Source organism: Rhizobium sp. Root1204 (assembly GCF_001424965.1).
Taxonomy (GTDB): domain Bacteria; phylum Pseudomonadota; class Alphaproteobacteria; order Rhizobiales; family Rhizobiaceae; genus Pararhizobium.
The window spans coordinates 182,413-198,302 of record NZ_LMCZ01000006.1; the positions used below are offsets into that span (position 1 = coordinate 182,413).

The following is a 15,890-nucleotide window of genomic DNA, read 5'->3' on the forward strand; positions in this document are numbered from 1 at the left end:
TCCTTTCCTGCGGCGGGATCAGGCGGCACGGCGCTCATGGCGGCCCTCTTCGACCTCCTCAACGATCTTGGCGATGAATGGTTGCAGATCGCCTGGATTGCGCGAAGTGATGATGCCCTTATCGGTCACGACAGCCTCATCCGACCAGATCGCCCCGGCATTCTTCATGTCGGTCTTGATCGAGATATAGGACGTCATCTTGCGACCACGCACCGCATCGGCCTCGATGAGCAGCCAAGGCGCATGGCAGATGGCTGCGACAGCCTTGCCGGACGCGACGAATTCCCTGACAACGCGCATCGCATCCGTATCGTGACGCAGAATGTCAGGGTTCATCTGGCCGCCGGGCAGAACAAGTGCATCGAAATCGTCGATATTCACATCCCTGGCAAGGAGGTCGACATTCACCGTGTCGCCCCAGTCTTTCTTGTCCCAGCTCTTAATAGGATCGTTGTCGAGAGAAGCGATCTTGACGCTCGCGCCACGGTTTTTCAGCTCGTCCAGCGGCACGCGCAGTTCGGAGCGTTCATAGCCATGGGTGGCAAGAATGAGGATTTTGGATTTGTCGATGAACGGCATGAGGCCATCTCCTTCTTCAAGATTTGAGAGGGTTCGTGCCTACAACGGCCGCCTCCGCCAATCGTTCCGATCTTTCGGGTTCCTCACGTTGACGAAGATCGGAAAAGAACATATCATGAACAATATGAAGAAATCGCTGAATGAACGCTTGGCCATCCTTTCCGATGCCGCCAAATACGATGCGTCTTGCGCCTCAAGCGGGACGGTGAAGCGGGATTCGTCCAAGTCCGGCGGCTTGGGATCGACCGAAGGGTCAGGCATTTGCCACGCTTATGCGCCGGATGGACGTTGCATTTCGCTGCTCAAGATCCTGATGACGAATTTCTGCATCTACGATTGTGCCTATTGCATCAACCGGTCGTCCAGCAATGTCGAGCGGGCACGCTTCAGCGTCGAGGAGGTCATCTGGCTGACACTGGAATTCTACCGGCGCAATTATATCGAAGGCCTTTTTCTTTCGTCGGGGATCATCCGCTCGTCGGATTACACGATGGAGGAAATGGTCCGCATCGCACGGGAATTGCGTGTCACCCACAAATTCGGTGGCTATATTCATCTGAAGTCGATCCCGGAGGCCTCGCCACTGTTGATCGAGCAGGCCGGACTTTATGCCGATCGTCTCTCTATCAACATCGAGTTGCCGACTGATTCTGCGCTGACCCGGCTGGCGCCGGAAAAGCGGCCGGCCAACATCCGTAAATCGATGGGTGAACTCAGGCTGAAGATCGAGGCTGCCGGCGAGCCGACACTGCAGACGAAGCGGCGTAAGCGTTTCGTACCGGCGGGCCAGAGCACGCAGATGATTGTCGGGGCTGATCAAACCAATGACAAGGGCATACTTGGCACCAGCGCACGGCTCTATGGCAGCTACGGACTGCGCCGGGTGTATTATTCTGCCTTTAGCCCCATCCCCGACGCCTCGAAAAATCTGCCTTTGATCAAACCGCCCTTGATGCGCGAACACCGGCTCTACCAAGCCGATTGGCTCTATCGCTTCTACGGTTTCGGCATCGAGGAAATTACCGAGAACCAGCCGGATGGTATGCTGGACCTTAAACTGGACCCGAAGCTCGCCTGGGCCCTGGCCAATCGCCATCGTTTTCCGGTGAATATCAACACGGCGGAACGCGAGATGCTGCTGCGGGTGCCGGGGTTGGGAACAAAGGCCGTCAGCGGCATTCTGTCTGCCCGGCGACACCGCCGTTTGCGGTTGGAGGATCTGGCGCGCCTGCACGTCTCGATCAAGAAAGTGCAGTCCTTCGTCGTCACCGAGGGCTGGACACCGCATCGGCTGATCGATCGCTCTGATCTGCGGGCCATGTTCGAGCCCAAACCCGAACAGCTGGCGCTTTTGTGATGGTAACGGTTACGTTGGAGGGCCGGGGAGATTTGACGGAGTGGCGGGAGGCTGCCCGAACTCTGCTGCTTGCCCGCACAGAGCCGCGAATGATTGACTGGCGTTGCAGGAACGGTGCGGTGGACGATCTGTTCGGACCTGCTGCCGAAGCACCGCAGGCGCCTAATACCGCTGCAGCGTCCGTGCCGGCCGTGACTGTCCCAAAGGCGTTTTTGTCATTGGCACAAGCTGTGATCTGCCACAGCGATCCCCTGCGTTTCCAGCTTCTCTACCGGATTCTTTTTCGGCTGCAGCGTGAGCGCACGCTTCTGCAGGTGCTCTCCGATGCCGACGTGGCCCAGCTGCATGCGATGGAAAAATCCGTGCGGCGCGATTGCCACAAGATGACGGCCTTCGTCCGCTTCAAGGAGATCGATGCCGAGCAGGGATATGCGCGCCGGCGTTTTCTGGCCTGGTTCGAGCCCGATCATCATATCGTTGCGCGCGCCGCGCCGTTCTTCCAGCGCCGTTTTACCGACATGGACTGGATCATCGCCACGCCGAAAGGGACGGCGGCCTGGGATGGCGACGCCTTGACGATTTCAACGGAACCCGCGGCAAATCCGATGCTGGTGGATAGCACCGATAGGCTATGGCAAACCTATTTTTCCAACATCTTCAACCCGGCCCGTCTGAAGGTGAAGATGATGATGACGGAGATGCCGAAGAAATACTGGAAGAACCTGCCGGAGGCGGAACTCATCCCGGGCTTGATTGCCGGAGCCGAGGCGAGCGTCGTTGCCATGGCCGAACGGGCAGCGAGCGAAGCCCCGCTGTTTCACCAACGGCTGCAGGCCCTCGCCCGAGCCGAGCCGGACATCGTGCAGGCGTCGGCAGGGACGCTTGAGGAGCTTCGCGAGGAGGCACGCCATTGCACGCGCTGTCCCCTGCATTGCAGTGCGACGCAGACGGTTTTTGGCGAAGGACCGCAGGATGCCAGGATCATGATCGTTGGCGAACAGCCGGGCGATCAGGAGGATCTGGCCGGGCGGCCCTTCGTCGGCCCAGCGGGCGCGGTGTTCAATACAGCTGCTCAGGAAGCAGGGTTGGATCGCAAGGAGACCTATGTCACCAATGCCGTCAAGCATTTCAAATATGAGCCGCGCGGCAAGCGCCGCATCCATCAGAAGCCGAATGTCGGGGAAGTGCAGCACTGCAAATGGTGGCTGACGCGGGAACTGGCACTGATCAAGCCGAAGCTGGTGGTGGCAATGGGGTCAACGGCACTGATGGCGCTGACCGATAGCCGGCAGCGTCTGGCCGATTTGCGCGGCGAGATGCTGCAGCTTAGCCACGGGCAGTTGCTGCTTGTCACCGTGCATCCGGCCTATCTCCTGCGCATCCCGGATGAGGGACGCAGGCTGGAAGAAATGGCGCGGTTTCGCTCGGACATTGCTCGTGCGGCCTCCTTCGGGAGGCAGGCGATGTCTCATCCCGCGGTGGAGTGGAGGGTACCCGCAACGGGTGATATCAAGCCGTCAATCGGAGTGGGTTGAACGTTGAGGGATCAAGTGCCTTTACGCTAAAGCCTTCCGGCCGAGGTTGACCTGTCAAAAGACTGGCAGCCAAAGCGCCAAGGGCCGGTGAAGTCAGGATACCGTAACCGCCTTGACCTGCGAGCCAGAAGAGATCCCGATGATCTCGCGCAAAGCCGATCACCGGCAGCTTGTCGGGCGAAAAACTGCGCATACCGGCCCAGCTCTTGGCGACGCGGCGGATTGGGATTGTGGTCGCTTCTTCGACATAATGGGCGGCCCAGGCGACATCGAGTTCCTCCGGTTGCACGTCGCCGGGTTCGCATGGGGTGGCGTCGGCCGGGCTGGCGAAGAGCCGGCCGGCATCGGGCTTCATGTAGAAGTCTTCGTCGACTTCATTGATCTCCGGCATGTCGGAGATATCGATCCCCTCCGGAAGATCGACCGTGATGGCCGTGCGGCGATGCGGGATGATGCCGAGTGGTTCGACGCTAAAGATTTCCGCCATCGCATCAGCCCAACCACCGGTCGCATTGACCACGGTTTTGGCACGGACAGCGCCTGATGACGTTTCGATGGTCCAAGCCTGGCCATCATGGCTGGCGGACAGAACCGCGTGGCGCTCGCGGATCTCCGTGCCGTTGCGGCGCGCGCCTTTGACATAGCCCTGCAGTAGGCTTTCCACCTCGATATCCCAGAAGTTGGGATCGTAGAATGCCGCGGCGGCATAGCCGGGTTTCAGGACCGGCAGGCGCGTCAACAGGTCCTGTTCGTCCAGCATTTCCAGCTCGGGCGTAAAGCCGATTTCTGCGCGGAAAACCTCCCCCAGACGTTTGGCTTTTTCGGCCGTGGCGATCATCACGCCGCCACGCTGCTTCAACAGCGGGATGTCCGAAAATCCATCCGGCGGGCTATCGAAGAAATCCTTGGCGATCGCTGCCAGTTGGCAGACCTCCGGCGCATTGTACCGCAGCACGAATTCGGCGGCAGAGCGGCCGGTGCTGTGGTAGCCGAGCGCCGTTTCCCGTTCGAGCACGACGACAGAGCGATGGGGGCTGAGAAAATAGGCGAGCGACAGCCCGGCGATGCCGCCGCCGATGATGGCCACGTCGAATGTCTGCATGTCAGTTCGTCCCCTGCTCTCTCGCGATCTCCATCGCGCAGACGGACCCTAGAGGCACCCCCTTCAATGTTCAAATTTATAGTGAAGAAGCTCACTATCAGGCAGATTGATGCCTTGCGCTATGGTCCAGCGGTTCGGTGTCTGTAACATGGCGCAGGAAGGCGGCTTCGGCCGGATTGAGGATCGCGTTGGGATTGGTAATGCGGAAGACATCCGTGGTCGGCAACAGATCGTAGGGCGGCAATTGCCAGAGCTCGCCCGCGGCAAGACCCGGCGCCGCCAGGTGGTCCGGCACCATGCCGATGCCGATATTGGCCGCGATCAGGCGCAGCACTTCCTCGACATTGCAGGAGACGGCTCGCACCTGCTGGCCGAAGGAGCCCATGGCGCGCACGGCGGTAATGGCATTCATATGCTGGCCGCCGAGAACATCGGCGATGAACGCGATGTAGGGATCGCCGCGCAAGTCGTTCAAGGCTGCGGTCTTTGCGCCGAACAGACGGTGGCCGCGGCCGCAATACAGCCCGTACTGTTCGCGGATATGGAAGGCCTTATCCAGCGCTTCAGGAATATTACCATCGCACAGGCCGATGGTAGCAATGTTGCGCTCGACGGCGCTGATGACGCTGACGGTTGTTTCGACCGTGATGCTGAGTGTCACCTTCGGATAGAGATGAAAGAAGCTCTCAAGCTTGCGATCCCAGGCCGGATTGTGCGCATGGCTGACCGAATGAATGCTGACATGGCCGGTCACGTCGTCGCCTGCGGTTTCCAGCGCGTTCGGCAGGCGCACGACCGCTGCGAAGATATCGCGGCATTGGCGGTGCAGCTTTTCGCCGGCCTCCGTCAGATCGAAGCGGCCCGGGCGGCGGTCGATGAGCTTTTGGCCGACCGTCTGTTCCAGCCGCTTCAGAGCCATGCTGACGGCCGGTTGCTGCAACAGCAGCCGGTTGGCGGCTGCCGTGATGCTGCCTTCCTCGACCACGACGACGAAGGTGCGCAAAAGGTTCCAGTCGAGATTATGAGCGAAGCGTTCGAGGCGATTGTCAGGCATGGCAACCCGCGATCAGAGGGAGACGAGACCGGACGGTAGCCGGTTCATGATCTCGTGGCCATCCGGTGTAATCAGCAGCTGGTTTTCGATGATCATGCCGCCCACGCCATCGACATACCACGGCGTTTCAAAGGCGAGCACCATGCCCGGCTCGAGGATGACATCCGATTGCCGCGAGAGGAACGGCCATTCCTCGCTGCCGAGACCGGCGCCCAGGCCATGGCCGAAATGGCCCCGCGTATAGCCGGGAAAACCAGCCTTCGCCATCGCGTCGGTTGTTGCCCGGTGCACGTCGCTCATGGCGATGCCGGGTTTCAGCAACGGCAGGCCGGCGCCATAGGCGGTTTGTAGGGCATCGAACAAGCGGGACTGCAGAGCGGATGGCGTGCCGCAGACGACGGTGCGGCCGGTGTCGGATGTATAGCCGGCAATCAAACAGCCGACATCGACCTTGATCAGATCGCCGCGCTCCACCACGCCGCCCTTGGTCCACGGATTCTGGCCAACGGAGACATATTCCCAAAGGCCCGTCAGGTTCTGGACGTTGCGCCGTCCGGCTTCAGCCCGCGCGCCCTTCTCCCAGGCGGCGGCCAGCGCATCGCGGCTGATGCCGATGTCGATGGTTTCGCGCAGAGCGACGATTCCGGCCTCGGCCAGTTCGACGGCGGTACGCAGATGGCCGATTTCGCTCGGCGATTTGATCATCTTCAATCGCCGGACAAGGTCTGAGGCATCGAGCAATTCGGCATCGGGCAAAGCGACAGACAGCAGCCGGAAATCGGAGACGGAAAGGCCATCGAATTCAATGCCGATACGGCCTTCGTGCAGACCCCTTTCTGCGAGAAGCGCCGCGGCGAGCTGGAAGCCATGGCTGGCATCGAAGGTTTCCGGACGCTCGAAGCCGGGTGCACGCCCCTGTCTTGCCCAGGCCGCTTTTATCAATTCCTCTGGCGGCTGGGCTTCCATGCCTCTGATATCACCGGTCTCCACCCAGATCGGATTGATACGGATATCGGTGAGCGCGCTGGAGGCGCGAAACGCAGCCTCGAACAGGTCGGTGACGACAGCGGCTTCCTGAACCGCCGGGTCGGCGGGAACAATGGCCGCCACGGCGCCGGCGCGCCGCCACATGGTGGCAACGCCTGCAGGTGCACCGGTGGCGTAGGTGAAACTTTCCGGCGAAAGCAGCAGTAGCGCGTCAAGCCCGGCGGCTTCCATCAGTTGCGATGCGCGTGTCCTGTCGAGGTGTGCCATGCCGTTTCCTTGTCCTGTCGTTTCAACGTCCTGCACGCCGCCATTCCCGCAGCGCATGAGGCAGTGCCGCATTTTCGTTTGTGTCGCCCTGCCCGGCTTGCCATAACGGATACAAGAAGGAAAGTGACGGGAGGAAGACATGGCTGCAAGACAGGAATTCCAGTGGGACGACGCATTTCTGCTGGAGGATCAGCTTTCTGAAGATGAGCGGATGATCCGCGATACGGCCCGCGCCTACGCGCAGGACAGGCTGCAGCCACGTGTCATCGATGCCTACCGCAACGAGACGACCGATCCATCGATCTTCCGCGAAATGGGTGAACTTGGCCTACTCGGTGTCACCGTGCCGGATACTTATGGTGGCGTTGGCGCATCCTATGTGGCTTACGGTCTGGTTGCCCGCGAGGTCGAGCGGGTCGATAGCGGCTACCGCTCGATGATGAGCGTCCAATCCTCCCTCGTCATTTACCCGATCCATGCCTATGGCTCGGAAGAACAACGCCAGAAATACCTGCCGAAGCTGATCAGCGGCGAATTCATCGGCTGCTTCGGCTTGACTGAGCCGGATGCGGGTTCCGACCCCGGCGGCATGAAGACCCGGGCGGTAAAGACCGATGGCGGTTACCGGCTGAGCGGTTCGAAAATGTGGATCTCGAACGCACCGATTGCCGATGTCTTCGTCGTCTGGGCAAAGTCCGAGGCGCATGGCAATGCCATTCGCGGCTTCGTGCTGGAAAAGGGCATGAAGGGTCTGTCGGCTCCGAAGATCGGTGGCAAGCTGTCGCTGCGGGCATCGATCACTGGTGAAATCGTGCTGGACAATGTTGAAGTCGGCGAAGACGCGTTGCTGCCAAATGTCGAAGGCCTGAAGGGTCCGTTCGGCTGCCTCAACCGCGCCCGCTATGGCATTTCCTGGGGCGTTCTGGGCTCGGCGGAATTCTGCTGGCATGCGGCCCGTCAATATGGTCTCGATCGCAAGCAGTTCGGCAAGCCGCTGGCGCAGACGCAGTTGTTCCAGAAGAAGCTTGCCGACATGCAGACGGAAATTACCCTTGGCCTGCAGGCGTCGTTGCGCGTCGGCCAGCTGATGGATGCGGGCCGGATGGCGCCGGAAATGATCTCGATCGTCAAGCGCAACAATTGCGGCAAGGCGCTGGATATCGCCCGCGCCGCCCGCGACATGCATGGCGGCAACGGTATCTCAGAGGATTATCAGGTGATGCGTCATATGGTGAACCTCGAAACGGTGAACACCTACGAGGGCACCCATGACGTTCACGCCCTGATCCTCGGCCGTGCCCAGACCGGGCTGCAGGCCTTCTTCTGAGCGCCGGCATGGAAACGCCGCTGAAGGGCCTGAAGGTTCTCGAACTCGCCCGCATCCTGGCGGGACCCTGGATCGGCCAGACGCTTGCCGATCTCGGTGCCGATGTCATCAAGGTGGAAAGCCCAGCGGGGGATGACACCCGCACCTGGGGTCCTCCGTTCATCGAGAGCGACACCGGCGGCCATCTGGATGCCGCCTATTTCCACGCCTGCAATCGGGGCAAGCGCTCGGTCATCCTCGACTTCACCACCAAGGAAGGGCAGGAGGCTGTTCGGCGGTTGGCGGCACAGTCGGATGTGCTTTTAGAAAATTTCAAGGTTGGTGGGTTGGCCAAGTACGGGCTGGATTACGAAAGCCTGAAAAAGGTCAATCCGCGGCTGATCTATTGCTCCGTCACCGGCTTCGGTCAGGACGGCCCCTATGCCCACCGCGCCGGTTATGATTACATCATTCAAGGCATGAGCGGCATCATGGACCTGACGGGGGACCCGGAGGGTGAGCCACAGAAGATCGGCGTCGCCTTCGCGGATATCTTTACCGGTCTTTACGGCGTTATCGCCATCCAGGCGGCGCTGCATATGCGTGAACGGACCGGCGTTGGCCAGCAGGTCGATATGGCATTGTTCGACAGCATGACCGGGGTGCTTGCCAACCAGGCGCTGAATTTCCTGGTTTCCGGCCAATCACCGCGCCGCCTCGGCAACGCACATCCGAATATTGCGCCCTATCAGGTGTTTCCGGTTTCCGATGGTCACCTGATCGTTGCCGTCGGCAATGACCGGCAATTCGTCAAGTTCTGCACGCTGCTCGGTCTCGATACTCTGGCGACCGACCCGCGCTACCTGACCAACGCCAGCCGGGTAAAGCATCGCGATACGCTGACGCCGGAACTGGCGGCGCGAACGGTGACCTTCAATCGCGATACGCTGCTGACTATGCTCGAGGCGGCCGGTGTTCCCGGCGGGCCGATCAATACGGTCGCGGATGTGTTTTCAGACCCGCAGATTCTCCACCGTGGCATGCGGGTCGATCCGCCGCACACGGGATCGGCGTCCGGAACGGCGCCGGGGGTGCGCACGCCCATCCAGTTTTCTGGTGCCGGACTGGCCCTGGAGCGTGGCGCGCCAAGACTTGGCGAACATACGCATGAGGTGCTGGCCGAGATCGGGATGAAGCCGTGAAGACACGGCCAGTTCAAATATTCCCCATGCAGAGATATTTCATCTCCAGATAATCCTCGGCGCCGTGGCGGGAGCCTTCGCGGCCGATGCCGGATTGCTTGAGGCCGCCGAAGGGGGCAGCCTCAGACGACATGCGGCCGGTATTGATACCGATCATGCCGTATTCCAGCGCTTCGGCCACCCGCCAGACCTTTTTGAGTTCCGTTGCATAGAAGTAGGCGGCTAACCCGTAGATCGTGTCGTTGGCCTGCAGGATGACGTCTTCCGTCGTCTCGAAGCGGATGATCGGGGCGACAGGGCCGAAGGTTTCGTCGCAGGCGACCAGCATGCCCTTTTCGACACTGGAAAGCACCGTCGGCTCAAAGAAGGAGCCGGAAACACGCTTGCCGCCGCAAAGGAGCTTCGCGCCCTTGCCGATCGCATCGTTGACATGCGTTTCGACCTTTTCGATTGCCCTGCTATCTATCAGCGGGCCGATGGTGACGCCCTTGGAAAAGCCGTCCCCGACCTTGAGCTTTGCCACTTCAACTGCCAGCTTGCGGGCGAATTCATCATGAACTTTGCTCTGCACATAGATGCGGTTGGCCGAGGTGCAGGTCTGGCCGGCATTGCGGAATTTCGCCTGGATGGCGCCATCGACGGCAGCGTCGATATCGGCGTCATCAAAGACGATGAAGGGCGCGCTGCCGCCAAGCTCAAGGCTGACTTTCTTGATCTGGTCGGAACATTGGCGCATCAGGATACGGCCGACTTCGGTGGAACCGGTGAAGCTGATCTTGCGCACTCTCGAATTGGTGCAGAGTTCGCGGCCGATCGCGTCGCCTTCCGCGGCGAGCACGAGGTTGAAGACACCCTTAGGGAAGCCCGCCCGGAGGGCGAGCGCGTGCATGGCCAGAGCTACCAGCGGCGTCTGTTCGGCGGGCTTGAGGATAATTGTGCAGCCAACCGCCAGCGCCGGCGCAATTTTGCGCGCCACCATCGAGGCCGGGAAATTCCACGGTGTGATGGTACCAACCACGCCGACCGGCTGCTTGATCACCATCATGCGGCGGTCCGTCGACGGCGCCGGAATGGTCTCGCCGTAAATGCGCTTGGCCTCTTCCGCATACCATTCGATATAGGCGGCGGCGTGCTGGACTTCGGAACGGGCCTCGTTGAGTGGCTTGCCCATTTCGGCCGTCAGGATCGCGGCGAGATCATCGATATGGGCAATGACGAGATCGTACCAGCGGCGCAGGATCGTGCTGCGGTCGCCCGCCGGTCGCTCGGCCCAAGGAAATTGCGCCGCATAGGCATTATCGACGGCGGCGCGCGTTTCTGGGATACCCATGTCCGGCAGTGTGGCGAGCAGGGCGCCGGTCGAGGGATTATGGACATCAAAGGTCTTTGCTGCAGGCGCCAACGGCGCATTCACCAGCCCGAGCAGATGCGAATCCCTGACATGAGCGAGCAATGTCTCGGTAAAGATCATCGGAGATCCTTTCTGGCGATCCGCGCAGGCGGCGCGGGGCGGCATGTTTTGTCGCGGGGACAATGCCGATAGCCGATAAAAGCAGCCGGGTCCATTGGGCAGCATGACGCTGCTGCCCAATGAAATATGTCATGAGGCCGATGCCTGAAATCAGGCGCGGGCTTCCAGGATCGAGGCTTCCAGAATGTCCATCGCTTCGGCGAAGACATTGTCCTGGATGGTGATCGGGGCGAGGAAGCGGATGACGTTGCCGTGTACGCCGCAGGTGAGCAGGATCAGGCCCTTTTCGAGCGCTTTCAGGCGCACCTTGTTGGCAAAATCGGCGCTTGGCAGGTTGGTTTTCACGTCGTTGAACTCAACGGCGTTCATGAAGCCCGGGCCGCGGATATCGACGATCTCAGGCGCCTGTTCGCGGATTGCAGCGAGGCGCTGCTTGAGGCGGTTACCCAGCTGTTCAGCGCGGTCGCAGAGCTTTTCGTCTTCAATGATGTCGAGAACAGCGTGGGCCGCGGCAACGCCCATCGGGTTACCGGCGTAGGTGCCGCCAAGGCCACCGGGGCCCGGAGCATCCATGACTTCGGCGCGGCCGGTCACGGCTGCGATCGGGAAACCGCCGCCAAGGCCCTTGGCCATCGTCACGAGGTCGGCGGCGACGCCGTGATGTTCCATGGCAAAGAGCTTGCCGGTACGGGCAAAGCCGGTCTGCACTTCGTCGGCGATCAGAAGGATGCCATGCTGGTCGCAGATTTCGCGGATCGCCTTGATGAAGGAGGTCGGCACCGGATAAAAGCCGCCTTCGCCCTGCACGGGCTCGATGATGATGGCAGCAACGCGGTTCGGATCGACGTCGGCGGCGAAAAGGCGCTTCAGCGCTGCCAGCGACTGGTCAGGGGAAACGCCTTGCAGCTCCACCGGGAACGGGACATGGAAGACGTCGGCCGGCATCGCGCCGAAGCCGACCTTGTAAGGTACGACCTTGCCGGTCAGCGCCATGCCCATGAAGGTGCGGCCATGGAAACCGCCGCCGAAAGCAACGACTGCTTGGCGGCCGGTTGCGGCGCGGGCGATCTTGACGGCATTTTCGACGGCTTCCGCCCCTGTGGTGACGAAAATCGTCTTCTTGGCGAAATCACCCGGCAGGATGGCGTTCAGCCGCTCGGCAAGCTCGACATAGTTTTCGTACGGCACGACCTGATGGCAGGTGTGGGTGAAGCGATCGAGCTGCTTCTTGACGGCTTCGATGACGCGCGGATGGCGGTGGCCGGTGTTGACGACGGCGATACCGGCGGCGAAATCGATGTAGCGATTGCCTTCCTTGTCCCAGATTTCGGAATTTTCGGCACGATCCGCATAGATCTGCGTGGTCATGCCCACGCCGCGGGAAATGGCTGCGTTCTTGCGATCGGTCAAACTGGTCACTTGTATCATCCTGGTTGCGTGGGACATTTATGATTGCAGAATTTACGGAAATCCTATATTTTTTCTGTAGGTTTGCAAATCAAATTTTGTGATTTGAGCAGCAGCGCCGGGAATGGATTTCTTTGCCCGCGAGAGTATCGCGCGGGAGTTTTACCGCCTCTTGTGCCAAGCTGTGCAGCAGTGCGTATGGATGACTTGAAGATGTCACGGGACGGCTTATGAGTGATGCCATGAAGATACGCTACAAGGTCGCCGAAGCCGCACGGCTTGCCGGCGTCTCCGCATCGACCTTGCGTCTATGGGAGACGCAAGGGCTGGTCGTTCCGGACCGCTCCGCCACCGGGCACCGGCAATATAGCGAAGGCGATGTCGCGCAATTGAAGCGCATCTCGTGGTTTCGCGCCGAGCGTGGGCTCAATCCGGCGGCAATCCGCGAGGCGCTGGAACTGGAAGCGGGCGAACTCGACGATAACGGTCAGCCTGCCAATGGCGACGCAACGCCGCAATCGCAGGTCGGCCGCAAGCTCAGGAGCCTGCGCCACGCAGCCGGAAAAACCTTGGAGCAGGTGGCCGGCGATATCGGCATTGCGGCCTCTGTCCTTTCGACGCTGGAGCGGACGTCGCAGGGTGTGTCCGTCGCCGTGCTGCATAATCTTGCCGAATATTTTGCGACGACGGTGTCGAGCCTGTCCGGTGAGGATGAACCGGATGTGCGGGCGCTGGTGCGTTCCGGTGAATGGCGGACATGGCCGCGCACGACGCCGGGCGTGACCGTGCAGTTGTTGGCCGAAGGCCGCAACCAGATGGATTGCCACCGCTTCGTGCTGGAGCCGGGCGCCTCCAGTGAGGGGGCCTACAAGCACGAGGGCGAGGAGTTCGTCTATGTGTTGTCTGGCCGGGTGGAGTTCGTGCTGGATTCCGATCAGTTTCACGATCTGAACCCCGGCGATTCCCTTTATTTCAACAGCCGCCGTCACCATGCCTGGTCGAACCGCCATGACGGAGAGACGGTGCTTCTGTGGATTAACACGCCGCCGACCTTCTAGTATTTTCCGCCGCAATTCGGCGATTGGCAATCAAGCGCGTTTATACCGGCTATTGTCTCTATCTATTTCGTTTATAGCCCTTTCGGGCATACAGTTTCCACCAAGCACCGGCAAACGGTGCGCCAAAAGGGGAACTGAACGCATGAAGAAACATCTGATCGCATTGGCTCTCGCCTGTGCAGCCACCCTTTCCATGACGCCGGTCAATGCTGCTGAAAAGCTTCGGATCGGCACTGAAGGCGCCTATCCTCCCTTCAATTTTGTCGATACGGCCGGCAAGCTCGGTGGCTTCGACGTCGATATCGGGTTGGCTCTGTGCGCCAAGATGCAGGTGGAATGCGAGGTTGTCGCGCAGGATTGGGACGGCATCATTCCGGGGCTGGTTGCCAAGAAATACGACATGATCATCGCCTCGATGTTCATCACCGACGAGCGCCGCAAGCAGGTCGCTTTCAGCGATCCCTACTATCTGGCGGCCATGACCCATGTGGCGGCCAAGGGGGCTGGTATCACCGCCTTCACCAACGAGGCGCTGAAGGGCAAGGTCATCGGTGCGCAATCGGGTACAACACAGGCTGAATATATCGCAGCAGTCTATCCGGATGCCGAGATCAAGCTTTATCCGACACAGGACGAAGCCAATCTCGACATGGCGAATGGCCGTCTCGATCTGGAAGTCGGCGATATGCTGCCGATGCTCGATTGGGTCACCAAGAACAATGACGGCAAATGCTGCGAACTGATCGGTGAGCCGATCACCGACCGGAAATTCGTTGGCGACGGTGTCGGCATTGCCCTGCGCCAGGACGACAACGACCTTCGCGAAAAGCTCAACAAGGCGCTGGCCGATATCCGCGCCGATGGCACCTACAAGACGATCAACGACAAGTATTTCTCCATCGATGTCTATACGATGAAGTAAGAGCCGGCAGTCGATCGGAAACCTAAGGCCTGATCATGTCCTGCCAGACAGATAGCGGACCTGATCAGGCCGGCTGAATTTTCTGCGCCGCTTTTTGTCGATGATAGGTCAGTGCGGCGCGAAGGCAGAGCGCCAGCGGCTCCCGGCGGAAGTCGCCAGTTGCCGGGAAAAGCAGTGCCCGCTGCCCTTCAAAGGTAAAATCATCGGCAAAGTGGGCGCGAAAGGTGTCAATCAACGTGGTCTGGCAGTTGACGAACACAGCGCATTGATCGGGTGTCGACCTGGACGCGCCCAGCCGGATGGTTGTTCCGCTTTTGCTCGCCTCCGTCAGATAGGCCGGCTCGCCCCATTTGAGGGTTTCAGTCAGAGGGCCGACGCCTTCGGTTTCCGCGGCTACGGCAAAGATAAGGTCACGAACCTGTAACAGCCGCCGTCTGACCACATCGGGGTATTGTTCAAGCGCTTGGGCAACGGCGTCGGGAACAGGTAGGTTTGTCATTCCGTGCTCCTCGTTGGTGGTTACCCAGCGCTTTACGTGGCGGTTTATTTCGTTACGTCGATGACGACGCGGCCGCGGATTTTTCCGGCAACGATGTCTTCTGCCAACTGCGGCAGGTTGGACAATGGTTCGACCGTTGTCATGGCTGCCAGCCGTTTGCGGTCAAGGCTTTCCGCCAGAATGGCCCAGGCCCTGTCGCGCTCGATGTGCGGTGCCGTCACCGAATTGATGCCGAGAAGCGCGACACCGCGCAGAATATGCGGCATGACGGTTGCCGGAAGGTCTGCGCCGCCGGCGAGACCACAGGCAGCGACCGCGCCGCTCTGGACGGTCTGCGCCAGAACGTTGGCGAGCGTTGTCGATCCGACTGAATCGATGGCGCCTGCCCAGCGTTCCTTTTGCAAGGCGCCTCCCTTTGCCGCTAGTTCTGCACGATCGACAAAACCCGTCGCCCCAAGCGCGGACAGGTATTCGTGCGTTTCCGGCCGCCCCGTCGATGCCGTTACTCTGTAGCCGCGATTGCCCAAGAGGGCGATGGCCATCGAGCCGACGCCGCCCGCAGCGCCCGTGACCAGAACTTCGCGTGTATCCGTCTTGATCTTGCCCCAGGATTCCAGTGCGTCGATCGCAAGGGCCGCCGTGTATCCGGCGGTGCCGATCGCCATGCTTTCCTCAAGCGTGAAGGCATCCGGCAGGCGCGTCAGCCATTCCGGCTTCAGCCGCTGGAAGCGCGTATAGCCGCCCCATTCGGTTTCCGACATGCCCCAACCGTTGACGACGATCTTGTCACCGGGCTTCCAGTCTGGGCTGCGGGACTGAACGACAACGCCGGAGAGATCGACCCCGGCGACCATCGGCAGTCGGCGGGCGATACGCCCCTTGCCGGAAACGGCGAGGCCATCCTTGTAGTTGAGCGTCGAAAACTGGACTTCGACCAGCACGTCGTGATCGGGGAGATCGGCAAGCGCCAGTTCCCGAAAGCCAGCCGCCGGCTTGCCGTCGCGGTCGTCGATCACCAGTGCCCTGAAATGTCCCGTCATGGTTTTCTCCTGCCTGTTTTGCTGCAGCATGGCATGGGAAAAAAACAAAAGCCATTTCGACAAAAGGCGCGAAAGGACCGATGCTATCCACAGCCTGGCAAACG

The 15,890-nt window shown here is 60.5% G+C and carries 14 protein-coding genes; 6 read left to right on the top strand and 8 right to left on the bottom strand.

Going from position 1 to position 15,890, the window contains the following annotated elements:
• Window positions 1-18 precede the first annotated feature (18 nt).
• Window positions 19-579: a type 1 glutamine amidotransferase domain-containing protein gene (locus tag ASC96_RS08435; RefSeq protein ID WP_060502578.1), complete on the bottom strand. Its 561-nt coding sequence runs from the start codon at window positions 577-579 to the stop codon at window positions 19-21.
• Window positions 580-703: 124 nt separating this feature from the next.
• Here ASC96_RS08435 and ASC96_RS08440 point away from each other — a divergent pair, with 124 nt between their 5' ends.
• Together ASC96_RS08440 and ASC96_RS08445 are read left to right on the top strand one after the other, a co-directional pair.
• Window positions 704-1,936, top strand: coding sequence for a putative DNA modification/repair radical SAM protein (locus ASC96_RS08440; protein WP_060502848.1), 1,233 nt, complete (start codon window positions 704-706; stop codon window positions 1,934-1,936).
• A complete protein-coding gene (locus tag ASC96_RS08445) occupies window positions 1,936-3,471 on the top strand; it encodes a UdgX family uracil-DNA binding protein (RefSeq protein ID WP_082511987.1) in 1,536 nt (511 codons plus the stop codon). The genes ASC96_RS08440 and ASC96_RS08445 overlap by 1 nt, the downstream gene beginning before the upstream one ends.
• Here the strand turns inward: ASC96_RS08445 and ASC96_RS08450 are convergent.
• From ASC96_RS08450 to ASC96_RS08460, 3 genes are all read right to left on the bottom strand, one after another.
• Window positions 3,446-4,573 carry an FAD-binding oxidoreductase gene (locus ASC96_RS08450; RefSeq protein WP_060502579.1) on the bottom strand — a complete coding sequence of 376 codons (1,128 nt, stop codon included), beginning with the start codon at window positions 4,571-4,573 and terminating at the stop codon, window positions 3,446-3,448. The two genes, ASC96_RS08445 and ASC96_RS08450, sit on opposite strands and share 26 nt — an antisense overlap.
• Window positions 4,574-4,670: 97 nt before the next feature.
• A complete protein-coding gene (locus ASC96_RS08455; RefSeq protein ID WP_060502580.1) occupies window positions 4,671-5,627 on the bottom strand; it encodes a LysR family transcriptional regulator in 957 nt (318 codons plus the stop codon).
• 12 nt (window positions 5,628-5,639) lie between these two features.
• Window positions 5,640-6,881: a Xaa-Pro peptidase family protein gene (locus ASC96_RS08460; protein WP_060502849.1), complete on the bottom strand. Its 1,242-nt coding sequence runs from the start codon at window positions 6,879-6,881 to the stop codon at window positions 5,640-5,642.
• 139 nt (window positions 6,882-7,020) lie between these two features.
• Here ASC96_RS08460 and ASC96_RS08465 point away from each other — a divergent pair, with 139 nt between their 5' ends.
• A complete protein-coding gene (locus ASC96_RS08465) occupies window positions 7,021-8,208 on the top strand; it encodes an acyl-CoA dehydrogenase (RefSeq protein ID WP_060502581.1) in 1,188 nt (395 codons plus the stop codon).
• Between the two features lie 8 nt (window positions 8,209-8,216).
• Complete coding sequence (locus tag ASC96_RS08470; protein WP_060502582.1) at window positions 8,217-9,389, top strand: CaiB/BaiF CoA-transferase family protein; 1,173 nt, start codon at window positions 8,217-8,219, stop codon at window positions 9,387-9,389.
• A gap of 13 nt (window positions 9,390-9,402) precedes the next feature.
• Here the strand turns inward: ASC96_RS08470 and ASC96_RS08475 are convergent, their stop codons facing one another.
• Window positions 9,403-10,860, bottom strand: a complete 1,458-nt coding sequence (locus tag ASC96_RS08475) for an NAD-dependent succinate-semialdehyde dehydrogenase (protein WP_060502583.1) — start codon at window positions 10,858-10,860, stop codon at window positions 9,403-9,405.
• 150 nt (window positions 10,861-11,010) lie between these two features.
• A complete protein-coding gene (locus ASC96_RS08480; protein ID WP_112834617.1) occupies window positions 11,011-12,279 on the bottom strand; it encodes a 4-aminobutyrate--2-oxoglutarate transaminase in 1,269 nt (422 codons plus the stop codon).
• Window positions 12,280-12,497: 218 nt separating this feature from the next.
• Between ASC96_RS08480 and ASC96_RS08485 the strand changes: the two genes are divergently transcribed.
• The gene (locus ASC96_RS08485) at window positions 12,498-13,325 is read left to right on the top strand and encodes a MerR family transcriptional regulator (RefSeq protein ID WP_060502585.1); all 828 of its coding nucleotides are present in this window, start codon (window positions 12,498-12,500) and stop codon (window positions 13,323-13,325) included.
• 142 nt (window positions 13,326-13,467) lie between these two features.
• Window positions 13,468-14,247: an ABC transporter substrate-binding protein gene (locus ASC96_RS08490; RefSeq protein WP_060502586.1), complete on the top strand. Its 780-nt coding sequence runs from the start codon at window positions 13,468-13,470 to the stop codon at window positions 14,245-14,247.
• 64 nt (window positions 14,248-14,311) lie between these two features.
• Here the strand turns inward: ASC96_RS08490 and ASC96_RS08495 are convergent, their stop codons facing one another.
• Both ASC96_RS08495 and ASC96_RS08500 read right to left on the bottom strand, forming a co-directional pair.
• A complete protein-coding gene (locus ASC96_RS08495) occupies window positions 14,312-14,746 on the bottom strand; it encodes a DUF1801 domain-containing protein (protein ID WP_060502587.1) in 435 nt (144 codons plus the stop codon).
• Window positions 14,747-14,790: 44 nt separating this feature from the next.
• Window positions 14,791-15,786 carry an MDR family oxidoreductase gene (locus ASC96_RS08500; protein ID WP_060502588.1) on the bottom strand — a complete coding sequence of 332 codons (996 nt, stop codon included), beginning with the start codon at window positions 15,784-15,786 and terminating at the stop codon, window positions 14,791-14,793.
• Between the last annotated feature and the right edge of the window lie 104 nt (window positions 15,787-15,890).